Genomic DNA, 15,980 nt, shown 5'->3' with positions numbered 1-15,980 from the left:
TCAGGGATTTAACAGCTGCTGGAATTTAACCTAAGTAGTATAGAACACCGGATTTCTGCGTGGATGAGTGTCATGATGAGTGTGGTAAGACAAACAGCGCCTTACAACCCGGGCACAGCATTGTCTGTTGGCGGCGAACTCTGGAGAGAATTTGAGATGAGCGTAAGCCGCAAACCGGGCAGATGACAGAGGACGTCGATGAGCCACCAATTAATTTCATTGCGTAATCGATGAGAGACATGATGAGTAGCCTTTCAATGAATGAGCTTCACCGTAACACGTTTGATTGAAATTTAATCATTTAATTTTTCCTCCCATATCAATTTTCCAATAGTGGGATATCACAGGGAGAGATGACGTTGTTTCAGGAAAGATAGATGTTTGCAGCCACCGGACCACAGAGACCGTTGATCCGACAAAATTCGATGCGTATCCCTGGAATGAGTAATTCTGATTCTCTGGAGTTAACGGCTGAAATGTGAAGAAAAACGTCTTTTCGACCATCTGAAGGGATGATGAGGCCTTTGCCACTGAGACTGTCAAAACTTTTGACAATTCCTGTCATTTTACGGGACAAGTCAATTCCTTTTATTGAAAACACATAATAACTATACGTTGAAATAAATTTAATGCCACTTTTAATTTATCCTCTCGGCCCTCTGGACGGCTAAAATATAATTTGCTTATTATAACTCCCCGTGCCTTAATGAACTCATCAGTTCGATGTACAAACGAACGTAAAACATTTTCCGTGCAGTCCTCATTACCAGGCGCTATCGCTGATATCCCCTTCTTTTGAGTCCATACGCTTAATACTATACGTTTACTATCAATACTAATGTGTAACGGGAGTCAGTATGACCTCAAGAATTAAAGGCCTGGTAAAGTGGTTTAACGAAGACAAAGGTTTTGGTTTCATCTCTCCACTCGATGGAAGCAAAGATATCTTTGTTCATTTTTCTGCGCTTAACGGTGATAACTTCAAAACTTTATTTGAAGGCCAGAAAGTTGAATTCGCAATACACGCGGGTGATAAAGGCCCGTCAGCTGCAAACGTAATACTTTGCGATAAATAAATATTTGTGGATCTGCGACAACGATGAGGGTTCATTCCTGAGTAGACAGATCCATAGGTTAATTTAGTGAAGGTAGTGAAGGGCAGATTATTCTTAACATCAGGTTAGTACATTTTTGCTCATGTATGAGTGTGCTGACCGATGTGATGAAGTGCAGGTCTGCTGCATGAACAGTCTAAAAGCAGAAGCTAACTGCTTGTAAAAACATTAAAGTGCGTAAGAGGTAAGACAACCTCCACAAGCATCACTTCTTCGATTTTAAGTGGTTTTTTTGCTAAAATACATTCCCATAACAGGTATTATTATTCTTTTATCCCTCATCATCCTTGAAAGAGTGAGTTTTTTAGGATGGTTGTATTGATTTGAATAAATCACTGCAATAGGGTATGGGAAGTTGAGAGCCTTTTGGGCGCAGCTAAAATATGTTCTCAATTTTTGGAACAGCCCGTTCATGGATGTTTAATTAAGTCATTATGACGGGAACATATATATTTACGTCCGGATACAGGTATCTCCAGAACAACCAGTTAACAAAATTATGGTGGCATATGAAAAAAGTTATTGTTTTTTTTAATGCCGAACCGTGCAAGGTTATCAATGTTCTTAAAGGTATTACCTCTATCCGTGAGGAGTACCCAAACGGTGAAGAAATACATCTTCAGATAATGTCTGCCGGTTTTCCTTCGTTGACTACAGAGCATGGTATTGTACATGTAGCTTCAGACAGGGAACTGACATCACAGGAAATACTGGATGCTGCCAGAAAGTATCTGTAGCAAACCGTGAGGTTTTTTATTCCTCTAATCCATGTTTGATCGTGTACTGGCGGTTATAGAAACTATCTTTTCCCGTATAAATCAGATGAGAAAATAAAAAAGTACGTAAAAACCTTTGATAGCCTGCATTAAAATGCAGGCTTTTTTTTCTTTATACCAGCAATGCTGGTTATAGACGATGGGCGTCGATATTATCAACCTCTCGGAGGTATTGATATTATCCGTAGCGATTCAACGATTATAATTGTGCTGAATCGCAAGCATCTAACAATACGAGAGAAACGCCACGACGTAGTTGTCAGAAAACCTAATGCTCAGCTTAAGATTTAAATGAGGAATTCATCAAGTTTTTTTCCTTCAGCCATTTGTTTAGCTATTGTTTTTGGCATGCGCCCCTGGCCCGTCCAGGTTTTAATCTTATTGTTTTCATCTAAATACTTGTATCGAGCGGGCCTTACAATACGAGTTGACTTTTTTTTACTTGTATTTTCTGAAAACTTCATTAATTCTTCCGGGTCTATACCTTCTGCGAGCATAAGTTGTCGAAGGTTTTCCAGCTTGACTTTTCGTCCACTTTCTTCTTCTGCTTTGGCAGCAGTAGTATTTCGTATTTCGGAAACAATGGTGCTGAATTTTTCCAGGATAGCCTCAAGTTCTCCAAGTGAAAGGTCACGTGTTTGTGTACGAAGAGAACGAATGTTATTAAGCATGCTGATTAAGTCTGACATAAAATTCCTCAAGATTAAATTTAACTACATTATGAGTGTAATCTATAAAGAAATAGTATACATCACCTTTCTGATTATTAGGTCATTTCTGTAGCGGCAGAAATTATTTATTTCCAGACTCGATAAACCATAAATAATTATTGAAACATATACCGATGCTTATCAAGCGGAGCATTCCGGTATAAGTGTTTTAAAATAGCCAACTCCACATCATCATGAAGCTTTTATCGGTATATTAATGCAGCCTATCATTTGATGTCTGCAGCTGACATAGCTTTGACCTGTTCCCTGTTGGTTAGCACATCGCGACGTTAGCGATGTCCGCTTTTGGCACGAAAAAGTCGATCAGGGGGTAGCCATGTCTGCTCAGAACGAACAGCAGAAGTTCGTAATTTATCCCATAGTTGATGACGCGTGTTAATAAATGGGGATCAGGTCAATAGGGAGCAATAAAAAAAGGCCGCCTAAGCGACCTATTTATTTTACATAAGCTTTATTTTTACTTTATACCCCTCAAGACCGGACATGGTCTCACTCGGTATAAACTCGATCTCAGAAACTTCTTTGCCTGTTTTTTTTCCGTAGCTCAGCGATTTTTTTAGTAATAAGAGCAGAAATTTCTTGCTCAGCTTTACGCTCCAGTTCTTCTGGTTTCATATATGTACTCCTTTTTCATACCCAACCTTTTATAAATCATAGGGTATCTTCCATGAGTGCGCTCAGGAATCCTCCCTCACGCCACCGGTAAATCGGGAGTTGGTTGCAATACCCACGCCGCCGATGCCGGTCGCCTCGTTCGCAGGACATCTGATGTCGAGCCACAGCCGACGCTTGACAGATTTTTTCCTGGCATTATCGCAGACCCACAGTGAATGCCTGTTGTAATGTCGTAATAATCATTCCTCTGCCGTTAATAAAACTTTTTTGAATTAATTCTTCCGCTTACGCTTGTTGTAAATGGTTTGTAGACCACACTTGGAGAGGCTCTTAAAGGATGCGCACCCCGACCCAGGGAATGACTTATGGATGAGTCCACACCTTCAGCGGGAGCTGAGGGAACTGAAAATAAGAACCGATGCTGTACCTCAAGATTGCCTTCGCTTAGAGGGCTTTTTTTTAATTTCAGAAATTAACCAGCTCAAGCTATTTCAAAAGTTTGTTTGCAGCTTCGACGATTTCATGTGATGTAACCTCTCTGTCTGAGGCAACACAAAACTCAGTATGATCGCCAGTTAGCGAATGAACTCCCGCATACATAATCTTAAGGTGAGCTTCCTCACCATTCGGGTATTCACGGAGTATTGTGGTAGTGCCATCTACAACCCTGACAACCACCACCGGCTGTCGATTGAAGAACACCAGAACATTTTTCATAGGGATCCCTAATTTTGAGAAAAGGCCACAATAAGTGGCCTTTGATTAGTATCAGCTTGAAGTCAGAATAGTGATTCGCAGGAGCCACCCAAGCGATCCATGTATCCAGATCCACCAATAACCGCTGCCTTTCTCGTGTAGGCGAGGTGGCGGTGAATGGAGTCTACCGAGTTTTCACGTTTTCACATGACAAAGGGCAAGATGATGGTAGTTATGCTGCTACCTTTGATTTTCATCTCCGATTAAACTGTTTTAGCAGTTTTAACCACTGCAAGTCGTGCATGTTTGCCCCCACAGAGGCAACCTTTCAGTTCTTGCTATCTGCCCGGTTGACCTGCGCCCTTCAGATTAACACACTACGCATTTAGCAACGTCCTCCACTGGCACTCAGCAGAAGTTCGAATCATTTACATGCTGTACATAGAAAGTGTTTGGAAGGGCTTGCATTTGAAAGGGAGCGAAGCAAGGCTTTTAAGTATTTGACTATACGTGATGAGCAAAAACCTCGAAAACTATGGGTACTTAGTATTCACCGCTTACATATACTGTAGGTAGATTTGTAGGTTTAAATTATAAATTAATAAAAATCTATGTTAATCAACAATAAAACACCAATGCATCATCGGCGTGTGGGCGTCGAAATTCTCTAGTGTACTCATCGGTTTGTGATGTCCATTTTCTTAAATTTTAATGAGTTAGCGATGTTTGTTGTTCTCATTGAGTTTCACGCCTCATTGATTTTGATGAATGCCGGGGCATTTCATAAATGCGCAGATTGCATGATAACGGAGTCTGTGAGGGAGGAAAACCAGAGGGAAGGCCGCTGTTGTTTAAAACGAGAGAAATGATGAAGCCGGGTGACAACGATAAAGCCGATATTGGCAAAAATCGTGGTTTACGTGTCATCCAGTGATGTCACCGGGGTTAAGCCTTTTTTCTACCATTACACGAGTCCTGTGACTGGAAAACTTGCTCAGGTCAAAATTGGCAACTTCCCGCAGGCTTCTCTCGCCGCTGCACGCCTTAAACTCAACGAATTAAAGCTTCTCCGTCAGGAAGGTCGGTGCCCTGCGTCAGAGCTTAAGCAAGATAAGCTCCAGCGTGCGATTGAAGCTGAACAGGCTAACATCCCTGAATTGACCGTACTGGGATTAGTTGAACTGTATCTTACCGAACGTATTGAAGATCGTAAAACGAAGGGCGGGAAGGTCATTCCCGGTGCCAGAAAGCCGAAAGGGCAGGCTGAGGTTCGTCGTACTCTCTATTTTAAACTCTTCGGGATAACGCTTACCGTTCATGGGCACCTCTCTTTAAACCATCTTAATGGACTGTCCCCTCTATGGAGGAAGAAAATCAGCGCCTTAATTCCTCTGCGAAAGGGGGCAGGATACTGGCCGGTGGAATATGCAGACCGGAACCGTGCGGTTGCAAATCAGCGACTGAGTGGGAGCAAGGCCCGGTGGAAATGGACAACAGATTATAACCATCGGTCGATAGCGGAAACGGCGATGTGCAGAGTAAAGCACTATTCGGGGAGGCGCTGACACTGCGTGATTACGATGGTCAGGTCGCAGAGGCTCTGGTCATGGTACGTGCGCTGAACAAAATGACGAAGGCAGGTATGTCAGAAAGCGTACGTATCGCCTGAAAACCTGACCGCTACGGAGATGCTTACCCAAAATCTGGTTTATTCAACAAAGCTCTTATAGGAATAATCCTAACTACTCATTTTGTTTGAGCCGGAATAATGAAATAAGTTTTTTTCATATGATAAGTACAAGTGAAAGAGCAATAAAAACAAGATGGAATAAATCATTATGTCTTACACTATTTTCATCAAACGTTTATGGCAGAGCGAAAATTCAACAATAAGTGAATTCTCGATATCCGGCACTGAAATCTCCGGTTATTTTCTGGAACGCCCCGGGCCGGATACGACGGAAGCAAATTTACGAAAAAGAATCCCTGACGGCTCCTATAGCTTGAAATGGCATGCCAGCGGCAGGATGCGGAAATTCAGTCCATTACCTAATTTGTTCAATGCGAGTGTACCCTCAAGTCGCGCTATATTGATCCATCCAGGCAACGTTCCCGACGACACGGATGGTTGTTTATTGCCCGGGAAGTCAAAAGGAGATGACCGAATAGGGCAAAGCCTGGGGTTATATGAAGAGATTAAGCAATTGATGGTTGATAAAGGGATAGAAAATTTTAATGTATTAATCACCTCATGCTACGTGGATTGCAAAAAATGAAAAAATACGCCAGTTTGATGTTCCTTCTTTTTATTTCTGTGTTCTCTCTTCGCGCAATGGCGACGGTGGAAATAAAGAACGGTGTACTCCAGGCTTACTGGCAACCGAACTGGAATGCTGATGCAACGGTCAATACGCCAGAGTTAGAGTTTCGCTATTTTGCCCTGGGTAATAAAAAGAAAGATAACAAAATAATTGATATTACTGCTAAAGGCAGTGAAGCGCAGAAGATCGCATTTATCAAAAAGAACTTTAAGAATATCCCGGATAACTTTTTTACCTTTAAAGAGTGGTACGTTAACCAACCCGGTACGATTAAAGTACCTGCGGTGGTTAACTATATGGAGTGCAACACAGATAACTATAAAGCCGATCTGCAGTCATTTCAGCCGGATAATGCTGCGCAAAACGCTGACGATATGATGACCCAGGATTTTGGCGGCTGTGGATCAGAAACGCCTTATCTCGTGTTGTATCAGTTGAAAGAGGGTGAAAAAACGTTATCCCTGAAAAGCGAGGCCAGTGAAACAGCGTCAGATTTGGTCTCAGTCAACAGTAATGAAACGCTGGCTAAAATCAGAACCGTCGATAACGCGTGGATCTATGTTGCAGTTTACGACGAAGCGGAAAAAGGGCATCTGAGCAACAAACGTGGGTTTGTTAAATTGAGCTCTCTGACACCGCTGAACTGATAACGTGTATTAGCTCAAACTTTTTCTGAAAAAGGACATCATCTTCAGTGGGGATGTTTCATGAACTAAATGAGTGGTGGACTAAATTTAACATAAAATAGATTATGCACATCATCTATCTAGTAACAAAGTTGTAATGTCCGTTCTGGGCTAAGTACATGTCCGTCACGTAGATTTACCCTCAAGGGATTCTGATGACGGCTCATGCAGCGGAGTTTTTTACTTTGGATGAAGTTAACCGACTCAAAATCATTCAGGATGTCGTGGACCGGCATCTGACCACGCAACGCCTGGGTATCCATCAGTTTATGATGTCCATTTTCTTAAATTTTAATGAGTTAGTGATGTTTATTGTTCTCATTGAGTTTCACGCCTCATTGATTTTCATGAATGCCGGGGCATTTCATAAATGCGCAGGTTGCATGATAACGGAGTCTGTGAGGGAGGAAAACCAGAGGGAAGGCCGCTGTTGTTTAAAACGAGAGAAATGATGAAGCCGGGTGACAACGATAAAGCCGATATTGGCAAAAATCGTGGTTTACGCGTCCTCCAGTGGAGTCATCGGGGTTACGCCTTTTTTGTGTCGATATACGAGCCCTCTGACATTTTGCGTTAAGTCTCATCACTTATTAACCTGGGCGCGTCATGAAATAACGCTCAGTGCTTATGTATCACAATGGTGCGCGCTGCACTGACATAATGCGCGTTACTCTCGCCATCAGGCCTGTATACCGCTTTCCTCGGCTGTTTTTAACAGTTGGCGCATAAATTGCTTTCTCCAGACTACCGCATCCTGCGTGGCAGGAACAGGCACCGTAGCCTGGTAAGCGGCTTGTGGCGACCAGCCACTCCAGTACATCGATTTCAGGCGAAGAAGCCCTACCGGCAATGCTGTCGGCGGGGCTTTTTTTTTGGAGTAAATCTATGAGTAAGTTGAAAGCATGGTTTCAGGGGCCACAAGATATCACCGAAGCAGAGGCCGTTGAGGATTACGCGGTTGGCCGCGTGCCGTCGCACTATCGCTGGCCCATCCCGGCCATTATTCTGGTGTTGCTAGGCAACTCTACTGCCATGTTCTGGTTCAGCCTTGGCGCGGACATGAGCTACCAGGTCGGCTGGCCAATGTTGCTGCTGCCGATTGGTTATATGGTGGTGTTCGCCACCTTAATTGGCTCGTGCATTATGAAGATGGCGAGCAAAGAGGGACTTTCACTCAATCTGATGACGCGCGGTCTGGGGTTTGGCTATATGGGCTCAGCCTTCACCTCGCTGATTTACGCCGTAAACTTCATCTTCTATTTCCTGTTCGAAGGTACCATTGTTTCTCATGCCATTGCCAACTATGCGGGCGTGCCGGTTAACTCGTTTACCGGCATCGCCATCTTTGCGCTGATGGGGCTGGCCGCCATCTGGTTTGTCTGGAAAGGCATGTCATCAATGCAATTTCTGCAAACCTGGGGCGTTCCCATTTTCATTGTGCTATTTGGCTTCTGTATCTGGCAATTGACGCACCACTATCCGGCGGTCAGCTTCAGCGGCTGGCAGCCAAAAGGGGAGATTGACAGTAACGCTCTGTGGCTGGTGATGAATATGGCCAACGGACAAATAGTCTTTCAGGGGTTGATGGCCACCGATTATGGTCGTTTTGCCCGTCCGGGCATCAGCCATAAAGGCACCGCGACCATTATGCTGGGGATGCTGATCCCCATCGTGGTGGTCATGCTATTTGGCGCGTTTATGGCCTACACCCTGATGCCGCATATTCAGGGAGAAGATGTCTGGTCGCTGGCGCTCGATCCGGGCTTTGTCTTTCCGCTGATCATTGGGCTGACCGGTGTGTTATTTGCGGTGATTACCCAGATCCGCATTAACGTGCTCAATCTCTACTCTGGTTCGATTGCACTGTCGAATACCATGGACATGGCGTTTAACTATCGTCCGGGACGTCAGTGGTGGATGTTGCTGGTCTGGTTGCTCGGCGTGGTGTTCTATATCTGCAATATCTTGCAGTATACCGGCACCTTCCTGTCCATTACGGGCATTCTCACCAACACCTGGGTGTTTATTATCCTTGCTGATTACTTTATCTGCCGCAAAGTGCTGCATCTTGCGCCATCCGATTTTGTGGAGTTTCGCAAAGAGTATCTGCGTATGTGGAACCCGTCCGGCGTAATTGCATTGTGCGTCGCTGTTGCGATAGGCGCGGCCGGCGTGCTGGGTCTGTATCCGATGGTATACGCCTCGTTTATTGCCATGCTGGTTGGCCCTGTGCTGCATGTCGCTATCAGCGTGGCTACCCGCGGCAGCTATTACTTCAAAACCTTCCCTGAGGATATGCAAACCAACTGGAAACCCTCCGATGCTTACCAGGGACCGAAACCGGTATTTAATCCGTTACTGAGCAAGGAGGCAGAATAATGCGTATCAACGTTGCAACCATCCAGTTTGAACCAACGCAGTTCAGAAAAGAGGAGAACGTCACTCGCCTGCTGGCATTAGCAACCCAGGCCGCGCGTGATGGCGCGCGCTTAATCGTTATGCCGGAAATGGCCACCACCGGCTACTGTTGGCTGGATCGCGCGGAAGTCGCCCCCTATGTAGAAACAGCGGACGGAGCCACCAGCCAGGCATTTGCTGCCGTTGCGCGTGAGTTTAACTGCTTTTTGGTCTTTGGCATGCCGGAGCGGGACCCGGTAACCGACCTCTACTATAACAGCGCCATTTTGGTCGGGCCGCGGGGCGTGATTGGCGTCCACCGTAAAACTCACCCCTATATTTCGGAACCGAAATGGGCAGCTAACGGTGATGTAGGGCATCAGGTATTTCATACGGAGATTGGCAATATTGCGCTGTTGATCTGTATGGATATTCACTTCATTGAAACCGCCCGGCTGGCCGCGTTGGGGGGCGCACAAATTATCTGCCACATCAGCAACTGGCTGGCTGAACGCACACCTGCGCCTTACTGGCTCACGCGCGGTTGGGAGAATGGCTGTGCGCTGATTGAAAGTAACCGCTGGGGATGGGAGCGGGGCGTGCAGTTCAGCGGCGGCAGTTGCATTGTGGATAGCCACGGGAATGTGCTGGCCAGTTGTGACAGCGGCGATCGGATACTCAGCGCTGAATTACAACTTCCTGAGGAGAATCCGCAACTGAAGAAGCGTCGGCCTGAGCTGTACCAGCGTTTGATTACCAATACTTTCTTTTGGAATCCGCAGGACTTTTTTGGCTTATACGGACGTAATCCACTGCCCGACGGCAAAGCTTCCCGTATTGCGGTGGCGCAGTTTCGCCCGCAAAACGATGTTGATGTCAATCTGGCACAGATTCGGCACTGGGCCGAACAGGCGAAATCGGGCGGCGCGGAACTGCTGGTATTGCCGGAACGTGCGCTGACCGGCGGTGACGGTAGCCGCTACGCGCTGACGCTGGATGATGCGCCTGTACAAGCGCTGATCGCGCTGGCGATGGAGCTGGATATCGCGCTGCTGGCGGGGTTCGCCGAGCGGGAAGGGGAGCAGTGCTATAACAGTGCGGTGCTGGTGAGCAGTGACGGGATGAATGCGCACTATCGGCAGATTCATGTCAGCGAACAGGATCGGCAATGGGCCTGCGCGGGCAATCAGTGGGTAACCTGTGATCTGCCCTGCGGGCGGGTCGGTATTTTGCTGGGGGAAGATCTGCTGGTGCCGGAAGCCGCGCGGATTCTGGCGCTGGAAGGCTGCGATATCATTGCTTGCCCGGCGCAGCTTCATTCACCTGTGCCAATGGCGCACGCGGGCACGGCCATCCCCCATGTCTGGCCGATTCCGCGCGGTGCCGATCCTTACCACTGGCTGCTGCCGCGCGTTCGCGCGGGTGAGAATAATGTCTGGCTGGCTTTTGCCAACTGGCCAGCCGCCGAAGGAGAAAGCTTTGGTCTGAGCGGGGTATTTGGCCCGGATACGTTTGCTTTTCCGCGTAAGGAAGCGAAAGCTCTCGGTGAGAAAGGGCTGGCGGTGCTGGATATCTCCACGGGGTCAGCCGGTACCACTTATCCCGATCATGTGGTAAGACGTAAAGATTTGGTGCTGATGCGTCAGCCGCATTACTACACTGCGCTGGTTGTTCAACCTCCGCGATGAGCCACAGACGCGGCCTGCGGGCCGCGTTGATTCAGGAGCTATTATGTCTGCCACTCAGCCGCTGCCTAAACGCGTTATTCCAGTCGGTATTCTCTATTCTGTTTCCGGCGATTATGCGGTTATCGGGCGCGAGATGCTCACCGGTATTCTGTTGGCGATCGAGGAGATAAACGCCAATCCTGCCCATCAATTTACCCTTGCTCCCGTGATCCGTGATCCGCAGGGTTCGCTGGATCTCTACTATGAATATTGCCACGACTTACTCTATCGCCACGGCGTGCGTCATGTGATCGGCTGCTACACTTCCGCGGCGCGTAAAACCATTCTGCCGTTGATCGAAGGCGCCAACGCGCTGCTGTGGCATTCCGCGCGCTACGAGGGGTTTGAGAGCAGTAACAGCGTGATTTACCTTGGCGCCACCCCCAATCAGCATATCTTGCCGATGCTTAGCTGGCTGTTACAGCAACAGGCAGCGGAGATCTATCATGTCGGTTCTAACTATGTCTGGTCCTGGGAGATGGATCGCATTACCCGTGAAGCCGTGGTCCCCGCCGGTGGCAGCGTGGTGCAGAGTAAATTACTGCCGCTGGGTGACGAAAATGTGGAGGCGTTAATCGCTGATATTATCGCCAGTCGCCCGAAAGTGCTCCTGAATACTATGGTCGGCAAAAGCGCCTACAGTTTTTACCGCGCCTGGCACCAGGCCTGCCAGCAGCAACCGTGGTTAAACGAAGTGCTCAAGCTAAGCCTGACGCTGTGTGAGCCGGAAGTTCAGTTAATTGGCGCAGAGGCGCTGGAGGGGTATCTGGTTTCTGCCAGCTGGTTTCAGTCGATTGACAGTAGCGCCAATCGGCGCTTTCTGAGCAGCTATCGCCAGCGCTTTGGTGAGCATGTTTCGCCGTCAGTGGACAGCGAGAGTGCCTGGCTGGCCGGGCATTTGCTGGCGAGAGCCATTGCGCGCCACGGCAATGCTGACGTTGAAGGCGTGCGCAATGCGGTATTGCAGGATGAACTGGATTCGCCAGCCGGACGGATTCGCCTCGACGCCGACAATAATCACTGCTGGTTGACCCCGCATCTGGCGCGCTGTCATAACGGCAGGCTGGAGAGTTTCTGGCAGGCTGATGCCGCGGTGAAACCCGATCCCTGGCTGGCCTGGGTGGATCTTGCGAGCCTCACGCATCGCGGAGGTCACGAATGAGCCGGAAAAACGTGCAGATGCGCGGATTAAAAGCGTGTGTGATTGGCTGTTCCGATCGTGATAACCATCACCTGGCGCAGCAGTTTAGCCGTATAGGCATTGAAGGAGTGTTCTGTGCTGTGTTTCCGGACGAGAGCCAACTGGCTGACCAACACTTACTGGTGTTCGACGGTGATAACTCCACCCTGTTTCATCCCACAAACCCGCTACCCTGGCCCGCGCTGCCGAAGATTGCGCTCACCGCCATTGAAACGCCATCGCGTTTACAGTGGATTGCCGAGCAGAAGATCGACAGCTATATGCGAAAACCGGTGCGCTTTGATGGTGTGATGACCGCTTTTACACTGGCGCTTAATCATGCCGCGCATATCAACCAGCTTGAAGCGCAGCTCCGGCGGCAGGAGGAGCGACTACGAGCGCGTAAGTTTCTGTTTTCCGCGCAACTGCGGGTTATGCACGCGCTACGGCTGGAGGAGGACGATGCCTACAACTTGCTGCGCCGCGCCTCCATGGCGCAACACATGACCATTGAAAACCTCAGTTGTGAGTTGCTGAACGACACGGAGTCCTGGATTAACCGGTTAAGATCACTGCTGGCGGAATGGTAAGTATCCACGCAATGTCCTGAGCGACATAAACCTATCAGTAGGTTTCTTAGCATTGACCTGCACCATTGATTAAAACAGTGTGATGTTTGCACTGTCCGCTCCTGGCGCTCAGCAGGCGTTCGCCAGGTTTATATTAAAAATCACTCAATATCTGTATTAATCAACAATAAAGCACCCATGCATCATTCGGGGGCGTCGAAACCCGCTGGTGTACCCCTCAGTTTAGGATACCTGTTTTCTTAAATTTTAATGAGTGAGTGATATTTGTTATTCTCATTGAGTTCCGCGTTTTTAGATTAAATTCAGTATCTTTTTTATCCACAAGCTTTAATCACTCATAAACGCTATTCTGTTTTTTATCGCTGAGTCCTCATCCGCTAGGCCCCTGGCAGGTCAAGATTCCATCCTTAAACCTATGGTGTGGTTGATTCAGACGTTGTCTGAATATTTATCTCCAGCGAATGAATGCGCTTCATGGACATTAACTGCACCCGAAGAACAAAGAGGTAGTTATCAATCTGTTCATCGGTTAACTGGAAACAGGGCGAAATATTGTGTAACGCAACACATCTTTTTATAACCTGTTCTGTCCTGGGTAAAATATTGTGATTATTAAATGGAGGCATGACCTCTAATAAAAGAACTAACTGTGTTTGCTGATACTCAATATTTTCTGACCTGATTCTCTCATGTGATATAAGAATAATATCGGATTCATCCACGACAGACTGCCCGTTGTCCTGGACCCAGCAGGGAAACTTTCTTGCCAGCAGATTGGCGCGTTCGTTATCTTCGGCTGAAAGAAAAACATGAGCGTGTGGATCACGGCGGAACAATTCGACCAGAAAGGTTTCAGTCAGATCATTTATTCCAAGGATGCCTATTCGCGCCATATCGCCACCTTTTTGCCGTAATGCTCATTTGAATAAACACATTTTTGCTCTATTTAAAAAGCCAGCGAGTCCATTTATCCGGGTTTATTTGCCATTTCGCCAGGTAATGAAGATTGCCAGCCACCGCCCAGCGCCGTGAATGCCGCCACGGCTGCCTGGGCCGATTCTGTCTGCGCCTGCGCTCTGGCATCGGACGCCTGGAGAAGCGTTTCATCGTTGTGCAGCACGTCAATCAGGCTGGCGGTACCTTGCTGAAAAGCAATAAAAGTAGATTGTCGGGCGCTGGCCAGGGCGGTTTCACCGCCGGTCAATGTGGCTGTTTGTGTCTGGCGATTGACCAGTGCCGAGAAGGCATTCTCAACATCTTCCGTTGCGCGCAAGACTGACAGACGATAAGCGGCAAGCGCTTCTGCTTCCTGGCCTTTTGCCTGCTCTATTTGCGCGTTGATACGGCCAAAGTCAAAGAGCCGCCAGCGTAACCCCAGCACACCTGAAGACTGGCTGGCGCCGGCAGTGAAAAGATGGTCGCCTGACACTGCCGTTGCGCTGCCCAGCAGCGCGTTAAGGGAAAACTTTGGATAATACTCGCTGACAGCCACACCGATACGGGCGTTCGCTGCAGCCAGATGGCGCTCGGCCACAATAATATCGGGTCTGCGGCGAAGCAGGTCAGCCGGGGTGCCCATTGCGGTAATTTCGGGGGGATGAGGAATAGCTCCCGGTGAAGCCAGTTTCGCGCGATGCGTCCCTGGCGGCGTACCGAGCATAACGTCCAGCGCATTCATGGCGGCATCAAGCCCGTTGTTCAGAACCGGTACCGTTGCCTTTACCTGTGCCAGTGCACCTTCTGTCTGACGGATCTGATATTCTGGTGCCAGCCCTCTACTGTGCAACAGTTGAACCCTTTCCAGCAGTTGTTGCTGTGTGATGACCTGTTTATTCGCAATATCCAGACGGGTCTGTAATCCACGCAGGGTGATATAGATATCCGCAGTTTGCGCGGCGACAGCAAGACGTGTCGCCGCGACACCGGCCTCAGAAGCCTGATAATCGGCCAGAGCAGCCTGACGGCCTCGTCTCAGGCCGCCAAACAGGTCTATCTCCCAGCCAGCATTGAGATCGGTTTCATATGAATTGCCGTAGCGATTATAATCCGGCGTTGAACTGACCACCTGACCCAACGGCGTTTCCACCGACTGATAAGCGCGGGCAGCTTGTCCGCTGATATTTCCCGAGGGAAGCAGGGCCGCCGTGGCAGCACCCAGCCCGGCTCTTGCCTGCGTCATCCTGGCAGAAGCCTGGGCCAGGTCGAGATTTTGCGAGAGTGCGTCTGAAACGAACTGACTTAACAAAGGATCGCCGAAGCTCTCCCACCAGAGGCGGGAACTGTCGGGTTCGGGTGTTTTACGTTGCTGTGAGGCCGGTTGAGCCTGATAACGTTCCGCAAGTGGAGCCGCAGGGCGATGGTAGTCTGGCCCGACGGTACAGCCTGTAAGGGTGCAGGCACCCACAATCAGTGCAAGTGCATTTCGGGAAAACATGAAGAACCCTTGAGTCGAATTTGAATTGTGACTACATTACCAAATGGTCACTCGTTGTCAATCAGGCTTCATTGAGCTAAGCTGGAAAAATGACTAAACAGATGAATGAAAACCCTTTCAGGGGACCTTCCGACCACAGCGTCCGTGATCAGGTTGTTGAAGCGGCTACAGAGCATTTCGGCCACTTTGGCTACGAAAAAACCACTGTGTCCGACCTTGCCAAAGCAATCGGTTTTTCGAAAGCGTATATCTATAAGTTTTTCGACTCCAAACAGGCCATCGGTGAAGTGATCTGCGCTAACCGGCTGGCGATCATCAGGGACATTGTCAACGCAGCGATTGCGGATGCGCCCACAGCCGCAGAGAAAATAAGGCGGTTATTCAGGGCATTGTCAGAATCTGGCAGCGATTTGTTTTTCTGTGACCGGAAGTTGTATGACATTGCGGCGGTGGCTGTGCGTGACAAATGGCCGTCAGCACAAGCTCATGAGCAGCACCTGCGGCAGCTCATTGAGCAGATTATTGTTGAAGGGCGCCAGGCGGGTGAATTCGAGAGAAAAACGCCCCTGGACGAGGCGGCAGATGCCATTTTTATGGTCATGAGGCCTTATATCAGCCCGGTGCAACTGCAATATAATCTGGAAACCGCCCAGACAGCGGCGGTGTTATTGTCATCACTCATCCTGCGAAGTTTGTCTCCCTGATTCTGTGA

At 48.3% G+C, this 15,980-nt stretch carries 16 protein-coding genes and 3 pseudogenes; 12 read left to right on the top strand and 7 right to left on the bottom strand.

The genetic code is table 11. The features are described 5' to 3' along the window. Positions 1-70: 70 nt before the first annotated feature. Together L2097_RS25235 and cspF are read right to left on the bottom strand one after the other, a co-directional pair. Positions 71-241, bottom strand: coding sequence for a YnfU family zinc-binding protein (locus L2097_RS25235; RefSeq protein WP_267501232.1), 171 nt, complete (start codon positions 239-241; stop codon positions 71-73). A 123-nt stretch (positions 242-364) separates the two neighbouring features. Then, positions 365-577 carry a cold shock-like protein CspF gene (gene cspF / locus L2097_RS25230; protein WP_250353891.1) on the bottom strand — a complete coding sequence of 71 codons (213 nt, stop codon included), beginning with the start codon at positions 575-577 and terminating at the stop codon, positions 365-367. A 280-nt stretch (positions 578-857) separates the two neighbouring features. Between cspF and L2097_RS25225 the strand changes: the two genes are divergently transcribed. Both L2097_RS25225 and L2097_RS25220 read left to right on the top strand, forming a co-directional pair. Next, positions 858-1,076, top strand: a complete 219-nt coding sequence (locus tag L2097_RS25225) for a cold shock domain-containing protein (RefSeq protein ID WP_250353890.1) — start codon at positions 858-860, stop codon at positions 1,074-1,076. 548 nt (positions 1,077-1,624) lie between these two features. Beyond that, positions 1,625-1,852: a hypothetical protein gene (locus L2097_RS25220; RefSeq protein WP_045511129.1), complete on the top strand. Its 228-nt coding sequence runs from the start codon at positions 1,625-1,627 to the stop codon at positions 1,850-1,852. Between the two features lie 326 nt (positions 1,853-2,178). On the opposite strand, the gene L2097_RS25215 is transcribed toward L2097_RS25220, so the two are convergent. The 3 genes and pseudogenes from L2097_RS25215 to L2097_RS25205 all read right to left on the bottom strand — a co-directional run bounded on the left by L2097_RS25215 (position 2,179) and on the right by L2097_RS25205 (position 3,954). Continuing rightward, positions 2,179-2,580, bottom strand: a complete 402-nt coding sequence (locus tag L2097_RS25215; RefSeq protein WP_250353889.1) for an H-NS family histone-like protein — start codon at positions 2,578-2,580, stop codon at positions 2,179-2,181. Positions 2,581-3,062: 482 nt separating this feature from the next. Next, a pseudogene (locus L2097_RS25210) lies at positions 3,063-3,237 on the bottom strand (GnsA/GnsB family addiction module toxin). A gap of 486 nt (positions 3,238-3,723) precedes the next feature. Further along, a complete protein-coding gene (locus tag L2097_RS25205) occupies positions 3,724-3,954 on the bottom strand; it encodes a hypothetical protein (protein WP_085007568.1) in 231 nt (76 codons plus the stop codon). An 857-nt stretch (positions 3,955-4,811) separates the two neighbouring features. On the opposite strand from L2097_RS25205, the pseudogene L2097_RS25200 reads away from it, so the two are divergent. The 9 genes and pseudogenes from L2097_RS25200 to L2097_RS25160 all read left to right on the top strand — a co-directional run. Continuing rightward, positions 4,812-4,982, top strand: a pseudogene (locus L2097_RS25200) (hypothetical protein); the annotation flags it as partial. Positions 4,983-5,291: 309 nt separating this feature from the next. Further along, a pseudogene (locus L2097_RS25195) lies at positions 5,292-5,602 on the top strand (transposase); the annotation flags it as partial. Positions 5,603-5,771: 169 nt separating this feature from the next. Then, entirely contained in the window at positions 5,772-6,209 is a 438-nt protein-coding gene (locus tag L2097_RS25190; RefSeq protein WP_250353888.1) for a DUF5675 family protein, read from the top strand. Then, a complete protein-coding gene (locus L2097_RS25185; RefSeq protein ID WP_250353887.1) occupies positions 6,206-6,901 on the top strand; it encodes a hypothetical protein in 696 nt (231 codons plus the stop codon). The genes L2097_RS25190 and L2097_RS25185 overlap by 4 nt, the downstream gene beginning before the upstream one ends. Positions 6,902-7,095: 194 nt before the next feature. Beyond that, positions 7,096-7,392, top strand: coding sequence for a hypothetical protein (locus L2097_RS25180; protein WP_250353942.1), 297 nt, complete (start codon positions 7,096-7,098; stop codon positions 7,390-7,392). Between the two features lie 433 nt (positions 7,393-7,825). Next, the gene (locus L2097_RS25175) at positions 7,826-9,319 is read left to right on the top strand and encodes a purine-cytosine permease family protein (RefSeq protein WP_007371353.1); all 1,494 of its coding nucleotides are present in this window, start codon (positions 7,826-7,828) and stop codon (positions 9,317-9,319) included. Further along, positions 9,319-11,025 carry a nitrilase-related carbon-nitrogen hydrolase gene (locus L2097_RS25170; RefSeq protein WP_250353886.1) on the top strand — a complete coding sequence of 569 codons (1,707 nt, stop codon included), beginning with the start codon at positions 9,319-9,321 and terminating at the stop codon, positions 11,023-11,025. Before L2097_RS25175 ends, L2097_RS25170 begins: the two co-directional genes overlap by 1 nt. Before the next feature lie 43 nt (positions 11,026-11,068). Continuing rightward, positions 11,069-12,226 carry a transporter substrate-binding domain-containing protein gene (locus tag L2097_RS25165; RefSeq protein ID WP_250353885.1) on the top strand — a complete coding sequence of 386 codons (1,158 nt, stop codon included), beginning with the start codon at positions 11,069-11,071 and terminating at the stop codon, positions 12,224-12,226. Then, positions 12,223-12,834, top strand: coding sequence for an ANTAR domain-containing response regulator (locus L2097_RS25160; protein ID WP_250353884.1), 612 nt, complete (start codon positions 12,223-12,225; stop codon positions 12,832-12,834). The genes L2097_RS25165 and L2097_RS25160 overlap by 4 nt, the downstream gene beginning before the upstream one ends. A gap of 413 nt (positions 12,835-13,247) precedes the next feature. Here the strand turns inward: L2097_RS25160 and L2097_RS25155 are convergent, their stop codons facing one another. Then, positions 13,248-13,727 carry a hypothetical protein gene (locus tag L2097_RS25155; protein WP_250353883.1) on the bottom strand — a complete coding sequence of 160 codons (480 nt, stop codon included), beginning with the start codon at positions 13,725-13,727 and terminating at the stop codon, positions 13,248-13,250. 74 nt (positions 13,728-13,801) lie between these two features. Then, positions 13,802-15,268 carry an efflux transporter outer membrane subunit gene (locus L2097_RS25150; protein WP_250353882.1) on the bottom strand — a complete coding sequence of 489 codons (1,467 nt, stop codon included), beginning with the start codon at positions 15,266-15,268 and terminating at the stop codon, positions 13,802-13,804. A gap of 89 nt (positions 15,269-15,357) precedes the next feature. On the opposite strand from L2097_RS25150, the gene L2097_RS25145 reads away from it, so the two are divergent. Next, positions 15,358-15,972, top strand: a complete 615-nt coding sequence (locus tag L2097_RS25145) for a TetR/AcrR family transcriptional regulator (RefSeq protein WP_250353881.1) — start codon at positions 15,358-15,360, stop codon at positions 15,970-15,972. Positions 15,973-15,980: the final 8 nt, after the last annotated feature.

The organism is Citrobacter sp. MNAZ 1397, from assembly GCF_023613995.1.
Lineage (GTDB): Bacteria > Pseudomonadota > Gammaproteobacteria > Enterobacterales > Enterobacteriaceae > Phytobacter > Phytobacter ursingii.
The sequence above is the reverse complement of the archived record's forward strand: the minus strand, read 5'-3'. Positions and strand labels throughout refer to the sequence as shown.

Coding starts and splice junctions, on each gene's coding strand:
- L2097_RS25220 (WP_045511129.1), top strand. CDS start 1,625: ATGAAAAAAGTTATTGTTTTTTTTAATGCCGAACCGTGCAAGGTTATC.
- L2097_RS25175 (WP_007371353.1), top strand. CDS start 7,826: ATGAGTAAGTTGAAAGCATGGTTTCAGGGGCCACAAGATATCACCGAA.
- L2097_RS25225 (WP_250353890.1), top strand. CDS start 858: ATGACCTCAAGAATTAAAGGCCTGGTAAAGTGGTTTAACGAAGACAAA.
- L2097_RS25165 (WP_250353885.1), top strand. CDS start 11,069: ATGTCTGCCACTCAGCCGCTGCCTAAACGCGTTATTCCAGTCGGTATT.
- L2097_RS25145 (WP_250353881.1), top strand. CDS start 15,358: ATGACTAAACAGATGAATGAAAACCCTTTCAGGGGACCTTCCGACCAC.
- L2097_RS25205 (WP_085007568.1), bottom strand. CDS start 3,954: ATGAAAAATGTTCTGGTGTTCTTCAATCGACAGCCGGTGGTGGTTGTC.
- L2097_RS25170 (WP_250353886.1), top strand. CDS start 9,319: ATGCGTATCAACGTTGCAACCATCCAGTTTGAACCAACGCAGTTCAGA.
- L2097_RS25185 (WP_250353887.1), top strand. CDS start 6,206: ATGAAAAAATACGCCAGTTTGATGTTCCTTCTTTTTATTTCTGTGTTC.
- L2097_RS25180 (WP_250353942.1), top strand. CDS start 7,096: ATGACGGCTCATGCAGCGGAGTTTTTTACTTTGGATGAAGTTAACCGA.
- L2097_RS25235 (WP_267501232.1), bottom strand. CDS start 241: ATGTCTCTCATCGATTACGCAATGAAATTAATTGGTGGCTCATCGACG.
- L2097_RS25215 (WP_250353889.1), bottom strand. CDS start 2,580: ATGTCAGACTTAATCAGCATGCTTAATAACATTCGTTCTCTTCGTACA.
- L2097_RS25150 (WP_250353882.1), bottom strand. CDS start 15,268: ATGTTTTCCCGAAATGCACTTGCACTGATTGTGGGTGCCTGCACCCTT.
- L2097_RS25155 (WP_250353883.1), bottom strand. CDS start 13,727: ATGGCGCGAATAGGCATCCTTGGAATAAATGATCTGACTGAAACCTTT.
- L2097_RS25190 (WP_250353888.1), top strand. CDS start 5,772: ATGTCTTACACTATTTTCATCAAACGTTTATGGCAGAGCGAAAATTCA.
- L2097_RS25160 (WP_250353884.1), top strand. CDS start 12,223: ATGAGCCGGAAAAACGTGCAGATGCGCGGATTAAAAGCGTGTGTGATT.